Genomic DNA, 22,212 nt, shown 5'->3' with positions numbered 1-22,212 from the left:
GTGGGAGAGTAGGACGCCGCCGAACAATTCTTGAAGAGGGAAGACCCCCGCACCGGTTGGTGCGGGGGTCTTCTGCGTTATGGGCACGGGGAATGCCCATCGCCGGCGCCCCTCATTCAGCGCCGGTGCCGGCATCCGGCAGGTGGGTCGATTCCGGGCAATTGCGGGCGGATCTTCTTTGTTGGCCCGTCCGTCCGTCGGTCTTCCAGCTGGAGTTGGAGTCTGCGCAGGTCGTGGGTTAGTATTCATGTGTCGCCGCGAGGGAAACCTCAAAAACGACAAGGCCCCTATAGCTCAGTCGGTAGAGCGTCTCCATGGTAAGGAGAAGGTCAACGGTTCGATTCCGTTTGGGGGCTCAGCCGCAAAGAGGCCCCGCCCATTCGGGCGGGGCCTCTTTCGTATGCCTCGACTGAGGTCCGGCGTCAGTCCGCGTGCAGGCCGGGCACCCGCATCGCCAGAATGGCCATGTCATCCGACGGCGGCTCCGAGGCGAAGCGCTCCACCGCTCGCAGGACGCGTGCCGCGACCGCTCCGGCGGTGAGGCCGGTGCAGGTGGTCAGGACGTCCGCCAGGCCGTCGTCGCCCAGCATGCGCATCCCCTCGCGGCGTTCGGTGATGCCGTCGGTGACGCACAGCAGGACGTCTCCCGGATCGAGGACGCGCGTCTCCTCGTAGAGCTCCAGGTCGTCCATCACGCCGAGCAGCGGCTGCGGCTCCGCCGCGGGCTCCACCGTGCCGTCCTGGCGCAGGCGGAGGGGGAGAGGGTGACCGGCGCAGACCACCTTCAGCAGCGCACTGCCGTCCTCCTGCGGCCACAGCTCGCCGTAGAGGAGGGTCAGGAAGCGGCTGCGTTCGCCCTCGTCGAGGATGGCGGAGTTGAGGCGCTGCAGCACCGCGGGGCCGCTGAGACCCTCGCGGGCCAGCAGGCGCAGCGCGTGCCGGGCGAGGCCGGTGACCGCCGCCGCGTTGGGGCCGGTGCCGCACACGTCACCGATGGCGAAGCCGTAGGCGCCGTCCCGGATCGGGAAGACGTCGTAGAAGTCGCCGCCGACCTCGTTGCCCTCGCCGGCCGCCTGGTAGATGACCTCCACCTCGACGCCGTCGATCCGGGGGAGCTCCGGCGGGAGCAGGCTGCGCTGGAGGGACTGGCTGATGGCCATGCGCTCCGAGTACAGGCGCGCGTTGTCCAGCGCCAGGGCGGCCCGGCGGCTCAGGTCCTCGGCGAGCTCCAGGGACTCCTGGCGGAAGTGCTCGTCGGTGGGCTTGCCCAGCGTCAGCATGCCGATGACGCGGTTGCGCGCCACCAGCGGGAGGACGACCGTCTCGCCGCCCACCGCCGAGGCGGTGGCGAGGGTGGGACCGATGCCGGAGGAGAGCGTGGTCGGCTCGCCCAGGCCCAGGCTGCGCATGGAGGTGCGCAGGGCAGCCTCGTGGGCGGCCTCGAACGGGGCCGTCCACACGCGGGCGCCAGGGGTCGGGACCGGGTCCGGTGGCGAGATCTTGGACAGCAGAGCCTTGAGACCGTCGATGCGGTCCTCGTCCTCGTGCAGGACGTACGACAGGTACGGCTCGGAGGACGGGTCGTTGATCGTGTAGACGGCGCACCAGGTGGCCAGCGTCGGCACGGTCATCTGGGCCATCAGGGCGAGCGTCTGGTCGCGGTCGAGGGTGCCCGCCAGCAGGTCGGAGGCCTCGACGAGGAAGCTCAGCGAGCCACGGCGGAGCCGCTCGAGCTCGCCCAGGCGGGCGGACTCGACGGCCAGGGCGATCCGGTCGGCGGCGAACTGGAGGCGCAGGGCCTCCTCGTTCGAGTAGCGGCCGGGGGACTCCGCAGCGACGCCGAGGGAGCCGGTGAGGCGGCCCTCGACCTTGAGGGGGACCGTGACCACGGAGCGCATCCCGGTGCCGTTGAGCAGCGGGATGGCGCCCGGGGCGGCGGTCAGGTCGTCGTGGACGGCGGGCATGCGGGCCGAGCCGTAGCGGCCGGGACCTGCCTCGACGGGGACGCGGGCGAAGCGCTGGCGGGCCGAGGGCAGACCGGTCGACGCGCGCACCTCCAGCTCGGTCTCGTCGTCGGTGGCCAGCAGCAGGAACGCGGCGTCGGCGTCCAGCATGTCGCGGGCTCGCTCGACGGTGCGCTGGAGGAGGCCGTCCAGGTCGTCGGGGGCGGGGGAGCCGATGAACACCTCGAAGGGGTCGGCGTCCCGGCCGTCGTGGCCGGCGGTGTCGCCGGAGGAGGCGCCCCGGGAAGGGCTCTGCAGGACGGCGCGCTCCTCGTTGCGGACCAGCAGGCAGACCGTGGAGGGCTCGCCCTGGGGGTCGCGGACGCGCAGGTGCGAGGCGTACACCGGAACCACCCGGCCGACGGCGTCGCGGATGCCGTAGCTGCCCTCCCAGCGGGACAGCCGGAGGGCCTCGGCGATGCCGGTGCCGGTGCCCGGGGTGTGCGGCCAGGCCGCCAGGTCGGTGAGCGGCTTGCCGGTCACGGAGGCGGCCGGGTAGCCGAAGAGGTCCTCGGCGTCCTCGTTCCACGAGGTCACCGCGCCGTCGCGGTCGATCTGGACGACGGCCACCCTGACCCGGCCGTCGGCGGCCGGCAGCATCTCGACCGGGAGCGCGGGGCCCGCGGAGCGGGTGCCGACGGCGCGGTCGGGGAGATCCAGCTGGAACCAGACCTGCTTGCGCGTCGTCGTGTAGTCGACGCCCCAGCGGGTGGCGAGGGCCGCGCAGAGCTGCAGCCCGCGGCCGCCCTCCTGGTCGGGGCTGGTCATGGTGAGGGCGGCCGACTGCAGGGGCAGCTCGCGCTCCGGATACTGGTCGGCGACCTCGATCCGGACGCCCTCGGTGGAGCGCAGGCAGACGACGTCGGCGGCGGTGCCGGCGTGGACGACGGCGTTGGTGACCAGTTCGCTGGTGAGGACCACGGCGTCGTCGATGACGTCGGCGAAGCCCCAGCCCTGGAGGGTGTCGCGGACGAAGGACCGGGCCGTGGCGACGGAACGCCCCACGGGCTCGAAGCTGGCGGCCGCCCGCGCGGTGATCACAGAACTCCTCGTGCGCTCTGGGGCGTGTGGATCCGGCCGTCCGTCCTGCGCCTGCCGCTGCTGAGCGGGAAACGCGTCCGCCGGGCCGGGGTACTCCGGGGGCTGCTCCCCCGAGATCAGTCCGGTCGTCATGTTCTCCGAGGCCGCCCCTCCGATGCCCACACCATGGTCTTACCACCGTCCGGACCGGACGGGACCGCGCTCGGCCGGACAGCCTTCTGCAAGGTTACTTACCTTCGCGGTCCGCGCGGATGCCGGTTGACGCCGATTACGTCCGCAGGGTGTGCGGACGGTGTGCGGGCTTGCCGAACTGTTATGGCCTGGTTCGGACGAGGTGAAACACTGGACGGGCCTGCACTGGGCAGGCTTGACGGTAACGCCCCCGACGCGTGGTTGTGACGGGCGGGTGAAGCGAGCGCGGCCCCGGTCACGGGCACGCGAGCGGCAGTGGTTGGTCGATCCCTGCGGGAGGGACACAGTGGAGTCTGGCGCGGCGACGCGGAGTGCGAGGACGCGTGCGAAGGGCGGAGGCACCACCCAGGTGGACACGGCCGCGCTGAACAGGCTGCTGTCCGGTCTGGTGGCGATGCGCGACGGGAACTTCCGCAAGCGGCTGACGGTGTCCGGCGACGACCTCATGTCCGAGATCGCCGCCGTCTTCAACCAGGTGGCGGACCGGAACCTGCACCTGACCGGCGAGCTCGCCCGGGTGCGGCGGATGGTCGGGCGTGAGGGAAAACTCACCGAGCGACTCGAGACCGGGGCCTGCGAGGGGTCCTGGGCGGCCGCGATCGACGCGTCGAACGCCCTGGTCGACGACCTGGTGCGGCCGGTCTCCGAAGTGGGCCGGGTGCTCTCCGCGGTGGCCGAGGGAGACCTGTCGCCGCGGATGGAGATGCGGACCCGGGGGGCCGACGGCAGCGGGCACCCGTTGCGCGGCGAGTTCCTGAAGGTCGCGCGGACCGTGAACAACCTGGTCGACCAGTTGTCGCGGTTCACCGACGAGGTCACCAGGGTGGCCAGCGAGGTGGGCACCGAGGGCAAGCTGGGCGGTCAGGCCCAGGTGCGCGGCATGTCGGGTTCGTGGAAGGACCTGACGGAGTCCGTCAACACGATGGCGCACCGGCTCACCCTTCAGGTGAGGGACATCGCGCTGGTCACGACCGCCGTGGCCAACGGTGACCTCTCCCGCAAGGTCACCGTGCACGTCGAGGGCGAGATGCTCGAGCTGAAGAACACCGTCAACACGATGGTGGACCAGCTCTCCGCGTTCGCCGCCGAGGTGACCCGGGTGGCCCGCGAGGTGGGCACCGAGGGCGAGCTGGGCGGGCAGGCGCAGGTGCCGGGCGTGGCCGGCGTGTGGAAGGACCTGACCGACTCCGTCAACCTGATGGCGGGCAACCTGACCGCCCAGGTGCGGGGGATCGCCGAGGTGACCACGGCGGTCGCCAGCGGCGACCTGTCGCGGAAGGTGACGGTGAGCGCGCGCGGCGAGGTGGCGCAGCTGGCCGACACGATCAACCAGATGACCGAGACGCTGCGGATCTTCGCGGACGAGGTCACCAGGGTCGCCAACGAGGTCGGCGCCGAGGGCCGGCTGGGCGGCCAGGCGAACGTGCCGGGCGCGGCCGGCACCTGGAAGGACCTCACCGACTCGGTGAACACGGTCTTCCGGAACCTGACGACGCAGGTGCGCGACATCGCCGCGGTGACGACGGCGGTGGCCAACGGCGACCTGTCGCAGAAGGTCACGGTGGACGTGGCCGGCGAGATGCTGGAGCTGAAGAACACCGTCAACGGGATGGTGGACCAGCTGTCGGCGTTCGGCGCCGAGGTGACCCGGGTGGCCCGTGAGGTCGGCGTCGAGGGCGAGCTGGGCGGTCAGGCGCAGGTGCCCGGCGCGGCCGGCACCTGGAAGGACCTGACGGACTCCGTGAACACGGCGTTCCGCAACCTCACCGGCCAGGTGAGGAACATCGCGCAGGTGACGACGGCGGTGGCCAACGGCGACCTGTCGCAGAAGGTCACGGTGGACGTCTCCGGCGAGATGCTCCAGCTGAAGAACACCGTGAACCGGATGGTGGACCAGCTCTCCAGCTTCGCCGACCAGGTGACGCGGATGGCGCGGGACGTGGGCACGGAGGGCCGTCTCGGCGGTCAGGCCCGGGTGGACGGGGTGTCGGGCACCTGGAAGGAGCTCACCGACTCCGTCAACAGCATGGCCGGCAACCTCACCTCGCAGGTGCGCAACATCGCGCAGGTGACGACGGCGGTGGCGCGCGGCGACCTGTCGCAGAAGATCGACGTGGACGCCCGCGGCGAGATCCTGGAGCTGAAGAACACCATCAACACGATGGTCGACCAGCTCTCCGCCTTCGCCGACCAGGTGACCCGGGTGGCCCGCGAGGTGGGCACCGAGGGCCGCCTCGGGGGGCAGGCGCAGGTGCCGGGCGTGGCCGGCGTGTGGCGTGACCTGACGGACTCGGTGAACGGCATGGCCGGGAACCTGACGGCGCAGGTGCGCAACATCGCGCAGGTCGCGACGGCGGTGGCGCGCGGCGACCTGTCGCAGAAGATCGACGTGGACGCCCGCGGCGAGATCCTGGAGCTGAAGAACACCATCAACACGATGGTGGACCAGCTCTCGAACTTCGCCGAGCAGGTGACCCGGGTGGCCCGCGAGGTGGGCACCGAGGGCATCCTCGGCGGTCAGGCGGAGGTGCAGGGGGTTTCCGGCACCTGGAAGGACCTGACCCAGTCGGTGAACTTCATGGCGAACAACCTCACCATCCAGGTGCGGAACATCGCCGAGGTCACCACGGCGGTCGCCAAGGGCGACCTGTCGAAGAAGATCACCGTCGACGCCAAGGGCGAGATCCTCGAGCTGGTGACCACGGTCAACACGATGGTGGACCAGCTGTCGTCGTTCGCCGAGCAGGTGACCCGGGTGGCCCGCGAGGTGGGCACCGAGGGCATCCTCGGCGGTCAGGCGCACGTGCCGGGCGTCACCGGCATCTGGAAGGACCTGAGCGACAACGTCAACCTGATGGCGAAGAACCTCACCACCCAGGTGCGGAACATCTCGCAGGTGGCCTCGGCCGTCGCCAACGGCGACCTGACCCGGCAGGTGACCATCGAGGCGCGCGGCGAGGTCGCGCAGCTCGGCGACACCATCAACATCATGGTGAAGACGCTGTCCTCGTTCGCCGAGCAGGTCACCAAGGTGGCCCGCGAGGTGGGCACGGACGGCATCCTGGGCGGCCAGGCGCACGTGCCGGGCGTGGCCGGCACCTGGAAGGACCTCACCGAGTCGGTGAACCAGATGGCGTCCAACCTGACCGGTCAGGTGCGCAACATCGCCATGGTCACCACGGCGATCGCCAAGGGCGACCTCACCAAGAAGATCGACATCGACGCGCGGGGCGAGATCCTCGAGCTGAAGACGACCATCAACACGATGGTCGACCAGCTGTCCTCGTTCGCCGAGGAGGTCACCCGGGTGGCCCGGGAGGTGGGCACGGAGGGCCGGCTCGGCGGTCAGGCGCGGGTGCGGGACGTGGACGGCACCTGGCGCGACCTCACCGAGTCGGTGAACGAGATGGCCGGGAACCTGACCCGTCAGGTGCGCGCCATCGCCCGGGTCGCCACCGCGGTGACCCGCGGCGACCTCAACCTGAAGATCGACGTCGACTCCTCCGGCGAGATCCAGGAACTGCAGGACAACATCAACAAGATGATCGCCAACCTGCGCGACACCACGATCGCCAACAAGGAGCAGGACTGGCTGAAGGGCAACCTGGCGCGGATCTCGGCCCTGATGCAGGGCCGCCGGGACCTCGACGACGTGGCGTCGCTGGTGATGAGCGAGCTGACGCCGGTGGTGTCCGCGCAGCACGGGGCGTTCTTCCTGGCGATCCCGCCGGGCGACTCCCAGGAGGTCGGCGCGGTCGACGGGGACGCCTACGAGCTGCGGATGTTCGGCAGCTACGGCTACTCGATGGGTTCCATGCCGACGTCGTTCCGGCCCGGTGAGGGGCTGATCGGCACGGCCGCGCAGGAGAAGCGCGCGATCCTGGTGGAGAACGCGCCCAGCGGCTACCTGAAGATCGCCTCCGGTCTCGGCGAGGCCCCGCCCGCGCAGGTGATCGTGCTGCCGCTGCTCTTCGAGGGCACGGTGCTCGGCGTGATCGAGCTGGCGTCGTTCACGCCGTTCACGCAGATCCAGAAGGACTTCCTCAACCAGATCGCCGAGATGATCGCGACCAGCGTCAACACCATCTCGGTGAACAGCAGGACCGAGGTGCTGCTGAAGCAGTCGCAGAAGCTCACCGAGCAGCTGCGGGACCGTTCGGCCGAGTTGGAGCAGCGGCAGCTGGCGCTGCAGGCGTCCAACGCCGAACTGGAGGAGAAGGCCGAGCTGCTGGCGCGGCAGAACCGCGACATCGAGGTGAAGAACACCGAGATCGAGGACGCGCGGCAGGTCCTGGAGGAGCGCGCCGAGCAACTCGCCGTGTCCATGCGGTACAAGAGCGAGTTCCTCGCCAACATGTCGCACGAGCTGCGCACTCCGCTGAACTCGCTGCTGATCCTGGCGAAGCTGCTCGCGGACAACGCGGACGGCAACCTCTCCCCGAAGCAGGTGGAGTTCGCCGAGACCATCCACGGAGCGGGCTCCGACCTGCTCCAGCTGATCAACGACATCCTGGACCTGTCGAAGGTCGAGGCGGGCAAGATGGACGTCTCGCCGACGCGGATCGCGCTGGTGCAGCTGGTGGACTACGTGGAGGCGACGTTCCGGCCGCTGACGGCGGAGAAGGGCCTGGACTTCTCGGTGCGGGTGTCGCCGGAGCTGCCGGCGACGCTGCACACCGACGAGCAGCGGCTGCTGCAGGTGCTGCGCAACCTGCTGTCCAACGCGGTGAAGTTCACCGACGGCGGGGCGGTGGAACTGGTGATCCGGCAGGCCGGGGCGGACGTGCCGGCCGCCATCCGGGAGCAGCTGCTGGAGTCGGGTGCGCTGCGCGAGCCGGACGCCGAGGTGATCGCCTTCTCGGTGACGGACACCGGCATCGGCATCGCGGCCAGCAAGATGCGGGTGATCTTCGAGGCCTTCAAGCAGGCCGACGGCACCACCAGCCGCAAGTACGGGGGCACGGGTCTGGGCCTGTCGATCTCGCGGGAGATCGCCCGGCTGCTCGGGGGCGAGATCCACGCGCAGTCCGAGCCGGGCCGCGGTTCCACCTTCACGCTCTACCTGCCGCTGCACCCGAACGAGACGCCGGCGCAGGGCGCGGAGCACGAGGCGCTGGAAGGGCCGGAGGCGCGGGCCGAGCTGCCCGCGGGCGGTGAGACCCCGGCCGAGGTCAACTCCTACCGGGAGACCCAGAACGGGCCCGCGGCGCTCTTCCGGCGCCGCCGCCGCGAGGAGCACCCGCCCCTGCCGCGCGCCGAGGAGCCGTCCGTCCGTCCCGGCGGCGAGGCGGAGCAGTCCCCCGCCCCGTCGGCGGGGCCGCGGAAGGGCGTCCGGTTCCACGGCGAGAAGGTGCTGATCGTCGACGACGACATCCGCAACGTCTTCGCCCTCACCAGCGTCCTGGAGCAGCACGGGGTGGCCGTGCTGTACGCGGAGAACGGCCGCGAGGGCATCGAGGTCCTGGAGCAGCACGAGGACGTCACGATCGTCCTGATGGACATCATGATGCCCGAGATGGACGGCTACGCCACGACCACGGCGATCCGGCGGATGCCCCAGTTCGCCGGGCTGCCGATCATCGCGCTGACCGCGAAGGCGATGAAGGGGGACCGGGACAAGGCGATCGAGTCGGGAGCGTCCGACTACGTCACCAAGCCGGTCGACCCGGATCACCTGCTCGCGGTGATGGAGGAATGGATGGGGCGGAAGTGATCCGCGTCCAGGGGTGAGAAACGCGGGCTCCGGGGTAAGCGTGCTACGGAGGGTGGCCGGGATCCGGCGGGGCCCGGTGGGCGAAGGGAACCACCGGGAACCATTCGGGCTCGCGCCGCGTTTCCGCTGCATGCACAGTGACATCGCGGTGACAGGGTGTGGTGGCACCCGGGGTGCGGCTACGATGACCGGCACAAGGACGGACGGCGCAAGGAAGCCGTCATCACGGGCGGCATCCCAGGAAGCCGCCCCGAGTCCTGCCAACAGGGGCGGCCCCACGTCGGGGCGAGGAGGACGGGCCATGGTGCAGAAGGCCAAGATCCTCCTGGTCGATGACCGGCCGGAGAATCTGCTGGCGCTGGAGGCCATCCTCTCCGCGCTCGATCAGACGCTGGTCCGGGCATCGTCCGGGGAGGAAGCGCTCAAGGCGCTGCTGACGGACGATTTCGCGGTCATCCTGCTCGACGTCCAGATGCCGGGCATGGACGGTTTCGAGACCGCCGCGCACATCAAGCGGCGGGAGCGGACCCGGGACATCCCGATCATCTTCCTCACGGCCATCAACCACGGGCCGCACCACACCTTCCGCGGGTACGCGGCGGGTGCGGTGGACTACATCTCCAAGCCGTTCGACCCGTGGGTGCTGCGCGCGAAGGTCTCCGTCTTCGTCGACCTCTACATGAAGAACTGCCAGCTCAAGGAGCAGGCGGCGCTGCTGCGGCTGCAGTTGGAGGGCGGCGGCCGGCCCGAGGGCGACGCCGCCAAGGACGGTGTGGCGGGTTCCGGGCTGCTGGCCGAGCTGTCCGCGCGGCTGGCGGCGGTCGAGGAGCAGGCCGAGGCGCTCTCCAAGCAGTTGGGCGACGACGCGGCGGACGCCGCCGCGGTCGCCACCGCGGCGCACCTGGAGCGCAAGCTGAACGGTCTGCGCCGCGCCCTCGACGCGCTGGAGCCCGGCACCGGGCCGGCCGAGCCGAAGCTGCCGCAGCAGAGCTGAACGCCCGCCTCACCACCGGGTGGTGAGGGGGCGTCGGCAGTGCCGTCCACCGCCTCGCAGGTCGCCCCGCGCGGCGCCTCGTCCACTCCCGGGACGACACGAACGGGTGAAGCACCGCGCAGGCGTGTCCACGGGCGCATCCCCCGGTAACCTCACCCTCATGGCCTCACGACCCTCCGCAGCCAAGAAGCCGCCCGCTCCCGCGAAGGCGTCCTCGGCCGCGAAGGCGCCGAGGGCACCCCGGCCCGCCAAGGCCGCGAAACCGGCCGTCAAGGCCGCCAGGAAGGCCCCCGCGAAGAAGGCGCCCGCCAGGAAGGCCGCCGCCAAGGCCGCGCCCAGCCCCACCAACGGCGTGTACCGGCTCGTCCGAGCCCTGTGGCTGGGCGTCGCCCACGCCGTCGGCGCGGTGCTGCGGGGGATAGGGAGCGGGGCGAAGAACCTCGACCCCGCCCACCGCAAGGACGGCATCGCCCTCCTGCTGATCGCCCTCTCCCTGGTCGTGGCGGCCGGCACCTGGGCGGACCTGCGCGGTCCGGTGGGCGAGCTGGTGGAGATCCTGGTCACCGGCGCCTTCGGCCGCCTCGACCTGCTGGTGCCGATCCTGCTCGCCGTGGTCGCCGGCCGGTTCGTGCGCCACCCCGAGCAGCCGGAGGCCAACGGACGGATCGTCATCGGCCTGTCGGCCCTGGTGATCGGCGTGCTCGGCGAGGTCCACATCGCCTGCGGCTCGCCCGCCCGCAGCGGCGGCATGCAGGCGATACGGGACGCCGGCGGACTGATCGGCTGGGCGGCCGCCACCCCGCTGATCTACGCGACCGGTGCCGCGCTGGCCGTCGCGCTCCTGCTGCTGCTCACGGTCTTCGGCCTGCTGGTGGTGACCGCGACCCCGGTCAACGCCATCCCGCAGCGGCTGCGCGCCCTGGGCGTCCGGCTCGGCCTGGTGCAGCCGCCGGTGGCCGACGCCGGCTTCGCCGGGGCACAGGTGGCCGGCGAGGACGACGAACGGTACGAGGAGCAGTGGCGTGAGGCGCTGCCGCCCGCCCGGCGGAGGCGCTCGCTGCCCGCGGCCGAGAACGAGATCGACGCCGCCGAGGCGGCGGGCCTGGACGCGCCGCCCGCCGGCAAGGGACGCTCCCGGCGCGGAGGAAACCGCCGCCCCGACCCGAACCGCCCGATGGACGCCGTCGACGTCGCCGCCCAGGCGGCGGCCGCGCTCGACGGGGCGATCCTGCACGGCCTGCCGCCGTCGCCGCTGGTCGCCGGGCTCACCCAGGGCGTCACCGAGCGCGGCGGCCACGACGACGACACCGAGCCGTCCGAGCCGTCCGTGCCCACCGCGCGGCCCGAGCCCGCGACCCCGTCCGCCCCGGTGTCCGAGGAGCCGCCGGCGGCCGCCGGGACCGTCCCCGACCTCACCAAGGCGCCGCCCGCCCGCGAGCGCGAGCTGCCCCCGCGGGCCGAGCAGTTGCAGCTGTCCGGCGACATCACCTACGCGCTGCCGGCACTCGACCTGCTGCACCGCGGTGGCCCCGGCAAGTCCCGCACCGCCGCCAACGACGCCGTCGCCGCCGCGCTGGGGAACGTCTTCAAGGAGTTCAAGGTCGACGCCGCGGTCACCGGCTTCACCCGCGGCCCGACGGTCACCCGCTACGAGGTGGAGCTGGGCCCCGCCGTCAAGGTCGAGCGGATCACCGCGCTCACCAAGAACATCGCCTACTCGGTGGCCAGCCCTGACGTGCGGATCATCAGCCCGATCCCGGGCAAGTCCGCCGTCGGCATCGAGATCCCCAACACCGACCGCGAGATGGTCAACGTCGGGGACGTGCTGCGCCTGGCGGACGCCGCCGAGGACGACCACCCCATGCTGGTGGCGCTGGGCAAGGACGTCGAGGGCGGCTACGTGATGGCCAACCTGGCGCACATGCCGCACATCCTGGTGGCGGGCGCGACCGGCTCCGGCAAGTCGTCCTGCATCAACTGCCTGATCACCTCGATCATGATGCGGGCCACCCCGGAGGACGTCCGCATGGTGCTGGTCGACCCCAAGCGGGTCGAGCTCACCGCCTACGAGGGCATCCCGCACCTGATCACACCGATCATCACCAACCCCAAGCGGGCCGCCGAGGCGCTGCAGTGGGTGGTGCGCGAGATGGACCTGCGCTACGACGACCTGGCGGCCTTCGGCTACCGGCACATCGACGACTTCAACGAGGCCGTGCGCAGCGGCAAGCTCCAGACCCCGCCGGGCAGCGAGCGCGAACTGAGGCCGTACCCCTATCTGCTGGTGATCGTCGACGAGCTCGCCGACCTGATGATGGTCGCCCCGCGCGACGTCGAGGACGCCATCGTCCGCATCACCCAGCTCGCCCGGGCGGCCGGAATCCACCTGGTGCTCGCCACCCAGCGGCCCTCGGTGGACGTGGTCACCGGTCTCATCAAGGCGAACGTGCCGTCCCGGCTCGCCTTCGCGACGTCCTCGCTGGCCGACAGCCGGGTCATCCTCGACCAGCCCGGCGCCGAGAAGCTGATCGGCAAGGGCGACGGCCTGTTCCTGCCGATGGGCGCCAACAAGCCCATCCGCATGCAGGGCGCCTTCGTCGCCGAGGACGAGATCCGCGCCGTCGTCGACCACTGCAAGGCGCAGATGGCCCCGGTCTTCCGGGACGACGTGGTGGTGGGCACCAAGCAGAGGAAGGAGATCGACGAGGAGATCGGCGACGACCTCGACCTGCTCTGCCAGGCGGCCGAACTGGTCGTCACCACCCAGTTCGGCTCCACCTCGATGCTCCAGCGCAAGCTGCGCGTCGGCTTCGCGAAGGCCGGCCGCCTGATGGACCTGATGGAGTCCCGTCAGATCGTCGGTCCCAGCGAGGGGTCCAAGGCGCGCGACGTGCTGGTGAAGGCGGACGACCTCGACGAGGCGCTCGCCCGGATCCGTGGCGAGGTTCCCGGCGGGTAGCCCGCCGTCGTGGCGCGGCCGGGCGCGCCACGCCCGCGCGCGGCAGCTCACGTCACAGCCCCCGCAACCGCGCGGTCGCCGGGGGACTGCGCGCGGCGGGGTTCGGCACGCTGCTGATGGACCTGCTGACGCCGGCCGAGGAGCTCGAGGACACCGCCACGGCCCGGCTCCGCTTCGACGTCCCGCTGCTGGCCGGGCGGCTGGCCGACGCCGTCGACCACCTGGAGGCCCGGCCGGGCACGGCGGACCTGCCGGTGGGCCTGTTCGGGGCGAGCACCGGGGCGGCCGCCGCCCTGGTGGCGGCCGCCGAACGGCCCGGACGGGTCGCCGCGGTGGTCTCCCGGGGCGGCCGTCCGGACCTCGCCGGCGACGCCCTGGACCAGGTCACCGCACCGGTCCTGCTCGTGGTCGGGGGCGACGACGAACCGGTCCTCGGCCTCAACCGGCAGGCGGCCCGGCGGCTGCCCGCGGTCCACCGGCTCCACGTCGTCCCCGGCGCCACCCACCTCTTCCCCGAGCCCGGCGCCCTGGAGGAGGTCACCGGGGCCGCCGCCGACTGGTTCCGGGAGCACCTCACGGACCGCCGGCGCCCCGCCGGGTGAGGCCGCGCGGGGCGGACCGGGCACGGGCCGTTTCAGGCGCCGGCCGGCAGGAAACCCCGGAGGACGCCGGGGCCCGACCACCGCCACCGAGGGAGAGGCAGACCTCACGTCATGCGATTCCACAACCGCCGGGAAGCCGGCCAGGAACTCGGCCTGCGGATGATGGAGTGGGCGTCCGACGGCGAACTCTTCGAACCCGTCGTGCTCGCCCTGCCCCGCGGCGGCGTGCCGGTGGCCGTCGAGATCACCCGGGCCCTGGGGGCGCCGCTGGACGTCCTCGTCGTGCGGAAGATCGGCCTGCCCGGCAGCCCCGAGGTGGGCGTCGGCGCCGTCGTGGGGGACGACCCGCCCCTGTTCGACCGGGCGTCGCTGGAGATGCTCGGACTGAGCGAGGACCGCCTCGCCCCGGCCGTGGCCCGTGAGAGGGAGGAGTTGAAGCGCCGCTCGCTGCTCTACCGGGGCGACCGTTCGCTGCCCGACGTGCGGCACCGCACCGTGCTCCTCGTCGACGACGGCCTGGCCACCGGCGTCACCGCCCGCGCCGCCCTCCGCCACCTGCGGCGGCAGGAACCCGCCCGGCTGATCCTCGCGGTGCCCGTCGGAGCCCCCGAGGCCGCCGCCGCGATGCGCTCCGAGGCCGACGACGTGGTCTGCCTCCGGCAGCCGCCGGACTTCCAGGCGGTCGGCCTCTGGTACGACGACTTCGAACAGGTCGGGGACGACGAGGTCGTCGAGATACTGAGCGAGTACAGGTCATGACCGGCGACGCGCCTCGCCGGCACGACGACGAACCCCGCCGCGACGGCACCGCACCCCGCCGCGACGCCCCCCGGCACCGTGCGGACGGGAGGCCGGCGACACGGCGGAACTCGGGGGTGATCGGCCGCCGGTACCCCCGGACGGGCACGGAACCGGTCACCGCGCGCAGCGCCCTCGGACTGCGGCTGGTCCTGTCGGCCGTCTTCGTCCCGCTCTTCGTCGCGCTGACCGTCTACTTCGCGCTGTGGGCGGCGGACGCGGGCCCGGGGGAGAGCCCCTCACGGGGAACGCTGACCGGCACCGCCGTCGTCTGCGCGCTGGTCGCCCTGCTGGCCGCGCTCGACCTCCTGGTGGTCCTGCGACGGCGGCGGCGCGAACGCGGCGGCGCCTGACCCGGCCCGCCCGGCGGCCCGCCGCGGATCAGCCGGCGGTGCGGCCCAGCCGGGCCGCGAGCAGGGCGATGTCGTCCGTCTTCTCCCTGCCGTACCGCTCCAGCAGCAGGTCGCACAGGTCCTCGATCTCGCCGGGCGCGCCGGCCAGGGTGGTCTCCAGCGCGGCGAGGCTGTTGCCGAGGTCCACCCCCGGGACCTCGATCAGGCCGTCGGTGAGCAGCAGCAGGGTGGACCCCTCCGGCACGTCGTGGGCGGTGCCGGCGGGATGCCGCACGTTCAGGCCCAGCAGGGGCCCGTGTTCGGTCAGGTAGCGGGTCGAGCCGTCGGGGTGGCGCAGCAGGGGCGGGATGTGGCCGGCGTTGGCGACCTGGATGCGCCGTCCGCCGGGCTCCACCAGCACCAGGCAGACGGTCACCGTGATCGCGGGCCGCAGCCGGGTCAGCAGGGCGTCCAGCCGGTCCAGCAGGGTGCGCGGGTCGTGTCCCTCGATGGCGTAGGCGCGCAGCGCGTGCCGGACCTCACCCATGATCATCGCCGCTTGCAGGGAGTGTCCCGCCACGTCGCCGATGGCCAGCAGCAGACCTGCCGGGGTCTCGATGACCTCGTAGAAGTCGCCGCCGATCTCCGAGTCGTCGGCCGCCGGTTCGTAGCGCACCGCCAGGTCCACGTCCGGCACCTCGGGGAGCCGGTCCGGCAGGAAGGTGCGCTGGAGGGTGAGCACCAGCGCGTGCTCCTCGCTGCGGGACCGCAGGGCCTCCAGCGCCAGCGCGCAGGCCTGGGCGAGCTGGGACAGCAGGTCGCGGGCGTCCACCCCGGCGAGGGCCCCGCCGTCCACGGCGAGCGCGACGGGGGGCCGCCCCTTCTTGGTCCGGGCCAGGACCAGGGCGACCTCACCCGCGAACACGTCGGCCTCGGCGCCGTCCTCGCGGCAGACCAGGGCCCGCCACTGCGCCGCGGACAGCAGCGCGGTGGCGGTGCCGGTGCCGTCCCCCAGGGCCCGGCCGGCCAGCAGGTCCAGCAGGCGCGGCTCCGACCGGAACACCTTCACCGGCGGGGCACCGCCCGGGCCCGGCGTCCGGGCCGCCGCGACGTGCAGGGTGCGGTTGTCCGGGCTCAGCGCGACGGCGACCGCGGGCGACCGCGTCAGGGTGGCCGCGCCGGTCGCGGCCGCCTCGGCGAACGTGTGGCCGTCCTTGGCCCCGTACACCGCCAGCGTGCTGCTGTTCAGGGCCGCCACCCGGGCGGCCAGCCGCTCCGCGCGGCGGCGGGCCCGGGCGTAGCGCAGCGCGGCGGTGACCGTCGCCAGCAGCTCGTCCGGGGCGATCGGGTCCGTGAGGTAGGCGTCGGCGCCCCGGTGGAGGCCCTGGGTGCGGTCGCTCAGCTCGATGGCGTGCGCCGAGATGTGGATGACCGGCAGTGAGGCGGTCCGCGGGTCCGCCTTGATCTGCTCGCAGACCTCGAAGCCGCTCATGTCGGGCAGCTTGACGTCGACGACGGCCAGCTCCGGCAGCTCCCCGTCGGGGCAGCCGGCGAGCAGGGCCAGGCCCTCCGTGCCGTCGGCGGCCTCCACCACCGTGTGACCGGCCCGGCGCAGCCAGCTGCCGATGATGTACCGCTTGGTGTCGTTGTCGTCGAGCACCATCACCTTCGCGACGGCGCTGTCCTGCTGGAGACAGGGGCTCACAGCCGTGGTTCCTTCCCGCTCGCCCCCTGTGCCGCGTGTGTTCCGTGCCCCGCGAACGCCGCCGCCAGCTGCGGCAGCGACAGGGCCGACTTGTCGAGCACGGCCCGGGCGTGCCGGAGCCGGTCGTGGTCCAGGCTCTCCCGGGCCGCCGAGGTGACGACGACCACGGGGATCGCGCTGAGTTCCGGGTCCGCGGCGAGTTCCCCCAGCACCGCGTAGCCGTCCACGCCGGGCATGTGGAGGTCCAGGAGGACGGCGTCCGGCCGTTCCTCGCGGACCACCCGGCTCGCCCGGTCGCCGCGGTCCACCTCGACGATCCGCTCCGCGAGCTGCTCCAGCAGCGGCCGGATCCTCGTGCGGAACACGTCGTCGTCGTCCACCGTCACCAGGACGGTGACCAGCGGGCCGCCGGCCGCGCCCCGGTCCCGCCGGGGGGCCACCGGCAGCCGCACGGTGACCCGCGTCCCCCGCCCCGGGCTGCTGGCCAGGGTCAGGGTGCCGCCCAGCAGCTCGGTCAGGCGCCGCGCGTAGGGCAGGCCGAGCCCGGTGCCGGAGCGGCCCCGCTGGTGCGCGCCGCGGACCTGGTAGAACTCCTCGAAGATCTGCTGCTGTTCCTCCTCGGGTATCCCCACGCCGGTGTCGGTCACGGTGAACACGACCTGCTCGCCCAGGTCCCCGGCCTCGGTGGCGACGTCCAGCCGCACCGTGCCGGTCTCGGTGAACTTCAGGGAGTTGGAGAGCAGGTTGCGCAGGATCCGCGTGAGCATCACCTCGTCGCTGACGATCTCCAGCTCCGGCTCCGCCACGACCAGCTCGGCGTCGCCGTGCCGGGCGTACCCGCGCAGGGTGCCCCGCAGCTGTCCCAGCAGCGCCCGCAGGTCGACCGGCCCCCAGGCGGGTTCCAGCCGGCCCGACTCGGCCTTGGCGACGTCCAGCAGCTCGTCCACGAGCGCCAGCAGCGTGGCGCCCGAGGCGGAGATCAGGGAGACCTGCCGGTGCTGCTCCTCGTTGAGCCGCTCCACGTCGAACTCCAGCAGCAGCCGCGCCAGTCCCACCACGGCGTTCACCGGGGTGCGCAGCTCGTGGCTCACATTGGCCCAGAACCTGGTCTTGGCCTCGCTGGCCTCCCGCAACTGGCGGGACTTCTCGTCCAGTTCGGCGTACAGGGCGACCACGCCCCGGTTGGTCTCCTCCAGTTCCTCGGAGAGCTCCGAGTAGAGGGCCATCACCCCGCGGTTGGTCTCCTCCAGCTCCGCGTTGAGGCGGCGCAGCTCCTCCCGCTGCGCCCGGGACTCCTCCAGGGCCGCTATCAGGTCGACCGTCTGGGCGCGCGCGTCCTCCAGGGCCGTCGCCCCCTTGTGGGTCATGAGGGCCTCCCGCGTCCGCGCGACGAGCTCGGCCGACGGCGCCCGCGCACCGAGCGGGTGCTCGATGACGACGCTCCGTCCCGTCCCGGAGCGCTCCAGCGCCACCAGCCGGGACGCCGCGAGCAGGGCCTCCTCGCCGGGACCCGGGCCGTCCTCCCACCGCAGGGTGAACCGCAGCCTCCGTAGCCCTCCGTCTCCTTCGCCGACCAGGGCGAAGGAGACGGTCGGTTCGCAGGAGCCCACCAGGTCACGGCCCAGCTCGCTCAGCGCGGTCGCCAGCCGGATCTGGTCCTGGGGCTCCGCGCCGAGCGCCTCGGCGGCCGTCTTGCCGCTGCGGCGCAGCACGAAGACGTCCTGTTCGGTGGTGAGGGAGAGCGACACCAGGGGCACCGCCCCGCACTCCGCGGCCGTGCTCACCACGGCCCCTTCGCGACGACGACCCCGGCGTCGTCCCGGCGGACGCCCGCCTCGCGCAGCAGCTGGGCGGCGGCCACCAGCGGGGTGTGGTCGAGGAACCCGGGCATGTCCGAGGCGTTCCAGCGTTCGGTGAGACCGTCCGAGTGCATGACCACGGCGCCGTCCGGCGGAAGGTCCTGGCGGACGGTCCGCAGGGTCGGCATCTGGTGCCCGACGATGCCGGGCGCGGACACCAGGGACCGGCGGACCCCGGTGGCGGGGTCGACGACGAAGGAGCTGATGTTCCCCACGCCGCAGAAGTACACGCTCCGGGAGGCGGGCTCGATCCGGGCCACGGCGACGGCTCCGCCGCGGCTGCCGCGCAGCGCCCTGTGGAGGTCGGCGAGCATCGCCGCCGGGTCCTCCGCCTTCGAGTCGCGGAACGCCGTCACCGCGGCCTGCGAGGCCCGCCCGGCGAGCGGCCCGTGGCCCAGGCCGTCGCAGCACAGGACCATCAGCGCCTGTTCGCCGGTGCCGGTGGTGGCGTCGTGCGCCGTCCGGCGGCCGGGGAGCGCGGAGCCGGTGAACGGCGGGGGCCGCAGACCGGTGAGTTCGGCCCACCCGAGGACGCCCCGGGAGGAATCGGGCGTGGCGTCGGCGGCGGTGCCGGCCGGGAGCGAACCGGCGGTCCTGGACCCGGCCGTGGGCCCGCCGACCAGGCGGGCCGCCCAGGAGTCCCCGCACACCTCCTCGCCGGTGATCGCCCGGGTCAACCCCTCGACCAGCGGATCCGCGGAGGCGGCCTGCCGCCGGTCCGCCTCCTTGGTCCAGAAGCGGGCCGTCAGGACGGTTCCCCGCCCCGGCAGCGAGTGCAGCCGGAAGGTGTCGGCGAGCCGGGATATCGCTCCGAGACCGATCCCGAGGGTGCCCGCGGTGGAGGTGCCGTCGGTCAGCGAGCGCGCCACGTCGGCCATGCCCGGGCCCGCGTCCGTCGTGACGAACTCGACGCCGGCGTCCTGGCGGGTCCGCACCACCCGCAGCAGGAGCGCGCCGTCGACGGCGTGCCGGCGCAGGTTGGTCGCCGCCTCGCTCACCGCGAGGGCGACCTCCGCGCACCGCTGTTCGTCGAAGCCGATCCGCCGGGCCACGGACACCGCGGCGATCCTGGCGGCGGCGGGGAAGGACTCCTGGTCGCGGAGCCAGACCACGTCCTCCGCGTCCAGGACCGTCCAGTTCACCGGCCCCATTTGGTCACCGACACCCGGGTACCGCCGCCGACCTCGGTGTCCAGGGTGAACTCGTCGACCAGACGGCGCGCGCCGCTCAGGCCGAGTCCGAGGCCGCCGCCGGAGGTCCATCCGTCGGTCAGCGCCTGGTCGACGTCGGGGATGCCGGGCCCCGAGTCGTCGAAGATCGCGCTCACTCCGACCTTTCCGCCCCGCCGGACCAGACCGATCCGCAGGACGCCGCCCCCTCCGTAGACGAGCGTGTTGCGTGCCAGTTCGCTCGCGGCCGTGACCAGCTTCGTCTGGTCGACGAGCGAGAGCTTGCAGCGCTGGGCGAGCGTCCGGACCAGCTGCCTGGCCCGGACCACGTCGTCGTTGGATTCGATCGGCAGGGTCTGGACGTCGGCGTCGAGGTCGGGCAGGGGCCCGTTCATCGTTGCGCCGGACGGTCGTCACCCGGCCGGGCCAGCATGTCCAGGCCCTTCTCCAGCGAGAGCGCGGTGCGCACGCCGCCGAGCGACAGACCCAGTTCGACCAGGGTGATGGCCACGGCCGGCCGCATGCCGACGACGACGGTCTCCGCGTCGAGCATGCGGGAGATGGCCGCGGTGGTGGCCAGCATGCGGCCCACGAACGAGTCGACGATCTCCACCGCGGTGATGTCGATGACGACGCCCCGGGCCCCGGAGTCCACGATCCGGGCCGCCAGGTCCTCCTGGAGGTCCAGGACGATCTGGTCCTCCAGGTCGACCTGGATGGAGACCAGGAGGACGTCACCGATCTTCAGGACGGGTACGCGCTCGGTCACGCCTGGCCGCCGGCGGTCGTGACGTCGGCGCCGCCGCGGCGCAGCGCGTGCTTGAGGGCGTCGGCGAGGGACGCCTTGGTGACGATGTCGCCGAACTGGATGCCCAGCGCGACGATGGTCTGGGCGATCTGCGGGCGGATGCCGGAGATGATGCACTCGGCGCCCATCAGGCGGGCCGCCACCACGGTCTTCAGCAGGTGCTGGGCGACCTCGGTGTCCACCGCGGGAACCCCGGTGATGTCGATGATCGCCTGGTCGGCGTCGGCGTCGACCAGCGCCTGGAGGAGCTTCTCCATCACCACCTGGGTGCGGGCGGAGTCCAGGGTCCCCACCAGGGGGACGGCGACCACGCCCTCCCACAGCTTCACGACCGGGGTGGAGAGTTCCATCAGCTGCTCGGACTGCGCGCTGATGATCTCCTCGCGCGTCTTGGCGTAGACCTCCAGCGTGAACAGCGCCAGGGCGTCCATCAGCTTGCCGAGGTGGAGGTAGGCGTGGATGTCCTCGGCCGGGGTGTCCGTCGTCGGCGCGAGGACGTCCTTGCAGGCCAGCACGCTGGTCGCGGTCTCGGTGGGGGTGAAGCCCTGCCGGGCCCGGCTGCGGGACAGCTCGGCGAGCAGCGCCCGCAGCTCCGCGTAGGCCTCCCCCTGCCAGTCGAACGCGCCCTTGCGCAGTCCGTCCACGAGGGCCGTGTACAGCTCACGGAGCTCGCGGTCGAGCTCGGACAGCGACATCCGCCCGCGCAGCGTGCGGGAGACGGCCTCCACCCAGGCCGAGGCGAGCTGTTCGTCCTTGGCCGTCAGCAGCTCGACGAGCCTGCTGGAAACTTCTTGCCCTGCCACCGCTGAACTCCTCTTGATACGTGCACTCGCCACCGGTTGCGACGGCAGTGTCGGCGCGCCGCACCTCCCCGCGCGGCGCGCGCGGGGAGGCACGACGGAAACGTCCCGCTCCCGATACCCCGGCTCCGGCGTCGCACACCTGCGAATTTTCCGCGGTGGTTCCGGGGGGATCCGCCGTGCCACGGTACGCCCGGGGGACGGTTCCGGCACATGCCTCCGCGAAGTCGTACGGTGGAAGGGGGCAGGCGGGAAGCGAAGGCGGCCGGAAATCGCACCCGCCGGTACCCAGGGGCGACGGCCGTTTTCACTTCCTTCACAAGGTGAAGTAGCCTCCGGAGTCGTCCTCGGCGTGGATGAGGAACCGGAAGCATGGTGCCGGGGATTCCGGGTAGACGACGGGTTCGCCGTGCGGCCTTTCGTCATGGCATCACTGCGTCATGGCAACGATGAGGGAAAGAGGTCGGTCGTGGCTGAGGCGACGGCGGTCGAAGGTACGCGTGGCGCGCCGCGGTCGCGGTCCTCGCGTGGGGGCGGGAAGATCGGCGAGGCGGAGCTGAGGCAGCTCCTGGCCGGCCTGACGGCGGTGCGTGACGGCGACTTCGGGACCAGGCTCTCCGACGAGGAGGACGGCCTCCTCGGCGAGATCGCCACCGTCTTCAACGGCATGGTCGACCAGCTCTCCCTGTTCACCTCCGAGGTGACCCGCGTCGCCCGCGAGGTGGGCACCGAGGGCACGCTCGGCGGCCAGGCGGAGGTGCCGGGCGTCTCCGGCACCTGGGCCGACCTGACCGACTCGGTGAACGCCATGGCCGGCAACCTCACCACCCAGGTCCGCGACATCGCCCAGGTGGCCACCGCGGTCGCCAAGGGCGACCTGTCGCAGAAGGTCGACGTCGACGCGCGCGGCGAGATCCTGGAGCTGAAGAACACCGTCAACACGATGGTCGACCAGCTCTCCTCCTTCGCCGACGAGGTGACCCGCGTCGCCCGGGAGGTCGGCAGCGAGGGCCGGCTCGGCGGCCAGGCCGAGGTGCCCGGCGTCGGCGGCGTCTGGCGCGACCTGACCGACTCCGTGAACTTCATGGCCGGCAACCTGACCGACCAGGTCCGCAACATCGCCCAGGTGACCACCGCGGTCGCCAAGGGCGACCTGTCGCAGAAGATCACCGTCGACGCGCGCGGCGAGATCCTCGAGCTGAAGAACACCATCAACACGATGGTCGACCAGCTCTCC

Annotated in this window: 13 protein-coding genes, 1 tRNA gene and 1 pseudogene; 8 read left to right on the top strand and 7 right to left on the bottom strand. The window is 72.5% G+C overall.

Annotation, left to right across the window (positions count from 1 at the left end):
- Positions 1-283: 283 nt before the first annotated feature.
- Positions 284-356, top strand: a tRNA-Thr gene (locus A2U95_RS04260).
- Positions 357-422: 66 nt separating this feature from the next.
- Here the strand turns inward: A2U95_RS04260 and A2U95_RS04255 are convergent.
- Positions 423-3,176: a SpoIIE family protein phosphatase gene (locus A2U95_RS04255; protein ID WP_166020885.1), complete on the bottom strand. Its 2,754-nt coding sequence runs from the start codon at positions 3,174-3,176 to the stop codon at positions 423-425.
- A gap of 346 nt (positions 3,177-3,522) precedes the next feature.
- Here A2U95_RS04255 and A2U95_RS04250 point away from each other — a divergent pair, with 346 nt between their 5' ends.
- The 6 genes and pseudogenes from A2U95_RS04250 to A2U95_RS04225 all read left to right on the top strand — a co-directional run bounded on the left by A2U95_RS04250 (position 3,523) and on the right by A2U95_RS04225 (position 14,655).
- Complete coding sequence (locus A2U95_RS04250; protein WP_206282818.1) at positions 3,523-8,949, top strand: HAMP domain-containing protein; 5,427 nt, start codon at positions 3,523-3,525, stop codon at positions 8,947-8,949.
- 301 nt (positions 8,950-9,250) lie between these two features.
- Positions 9,251-9,943, top strand: a complete 693-nt coding sequence (locus tag A2U95_RS04245; RefSeq protein ID WP_166020883.1) for a response regulator — start codon at positions 9,251-9,253, stop codon at positions 9,941-9,943.
- Positions 9,944-10,103: 160 nt separating this feature from the next.
- On the top strand, positions 10,104-12,902 hold the full coding sequence (locus A2U95_RS04240; RefSeq protein WP_420856958.1) for a DNA translocase FtsK: 2,799 nt from the start codon (positions 10,104-10,106) through the stop codon (positions 12,900-12,902).
- A gap of 41 nt (positions 12,903-12,943) precedes the next feature.
- Positions 12,944-13,504, top strand: a pseudogene (locus A2U95_RS04235) (dienelactone hydrolase family protein); the annotation flags it as partial.
- Between the two features lie 111 nt (positions 13,505-13,615).
- Positions 13,616-14,263, top strand: coding sequence for a phosphoribosyltransferase (locus A2U95_RS04230; RefSeq protein ID WP_166020881.1), 648 nt, complete (start codon positions 13,616-13,618; stop codon positions 14,261-14,263).
- Positions 14,260-14,655 (top strand): DUF6343 family protein, encoded by a 396-nt coding sequence (locus A2U95_RS04225; protein ID WP_240957196.1) that lies wholly within the window; start codon positions 14,260-14,262, stop codon positions 14,653-14,655. The genes A2U95_RS04230 and A2U95_RS04225 overlap by 4 nt, the downstream gene beginning before the upstream one ends.
- Before the next feature lie 28 nt (positions 14,656-14,683).
- Here the strand turns inward: A2U95_RS04225 and A2U95_RS04220 are convergent, their stop codons facing one another.
- The 6 genes from A2U95_RS04220 to A2U95_RS04195 are packed head-to-tail and all read right to left on the bottom strand — an operon-like array spanning position 14,684 to position 20,978.
- Entirely contained in the window at positions 14,684-16,297 is a 1,614-nt protein-coding gene (locus A2U95_RS04220) for a fused response regulator/phosphatase (protein ID WP_166024807.1), read from the bottom strand.
- Positions 16,298-16,335: 38 nt separating this feature from the next.
- Positions 16,336-18,123: an ATP-binding response regulator gene (locus A2U95_RS04215; RefSeq protein ID WP_166020880.1), complete on the bottom strand. Its 1,788-nt coding sequence runs from the start codon at positions 18,121-18,123 to the stop codon at positions 16,336-16,338.
- Complete coding sequence (locus tag A2U95_RS04210; RefSeq protein WP_166020879.1) at positions 18,120-19,349, bottom strand: ATP-binding SpoIIE family protein phosphatase; 1,230 nt, start codon at positions 19,347-19,349, stop codon at positions 18,120-18,122. The genes A2U95_RS04215 and A2U95_RS04210 overlap by 4 nt, the downstream gene beginning before the upstream one ends.
- Complete coding sequence (locus tag A2U95_RS04205; RefSeq protein ID WP_166020878.1) at positions 19,337-19,762, bottom strand: anti-sigma regulatory factor; 426 nt, start codon at positions 19,760-19,762, stop codon at positions 19,337-19,339. Before A2U95_RS04205 ends, A2U95_RS04210 begins: the two co-directional genes overlap by 13 nt.
- Positions 19,759-20,136, bottom strand: a complete 378-nt coding sequence (locus tag A2U95_RS04200; RefSeq protein ID WP_166020877.1) for an STAS domain-containing protein — start codon at positions 20,134-20,136, stop codon at positions 19,759-19,761. The genes A2U95_RS04205 and A2U95_RS04200 overlap by 4 nt, the downstream gene beginning before the upstream one ends.
- Positions 20,133-20,978 carry an STAS domain-containing protein gene (locus A2U95_RS04195; protein WP_166020876.1) on the bottom strand — a complete coding sequence of 282 codons (846 nt, stop codon included), beginning with the start codon at positions 20,976-20,978 and terminating at the stop codon, positions 20,133-20,135. The genes A2U95_RS04200 and A2U95_RS04195 overlap by 4 nt, the downstream gene beginning before the upstream one ends.
- Before the next feature lie 421 nt (positions 20,979-21,399).
- On the opposite strand from A2U95_RS04195, the gene A2U95_RS31970 reads away from it, so the two are divergent.
- Positions 21,400-22,212 (top strand): HAMP domain-containing protein (locus tag A2U95_RS31970; protein ID WP_420856957.1); only part of this gene is annotated, 813 nt, incomplete at its 3' end.

This window comes from Streptomyces chilikensis (assembly GCF_001642695.1).
Lineage (GTDB): Bacteria > Actinomycetota > Actinomycetes > Streptomycetales > Streptomycetaceae > Streptomyces > Streptomyces chilikensis.
The sequence above is the reverse complement of the archived record's forward strand: the minus strand, read 5'-3'. Positions and strand labels throughout refer to the sequence as shown.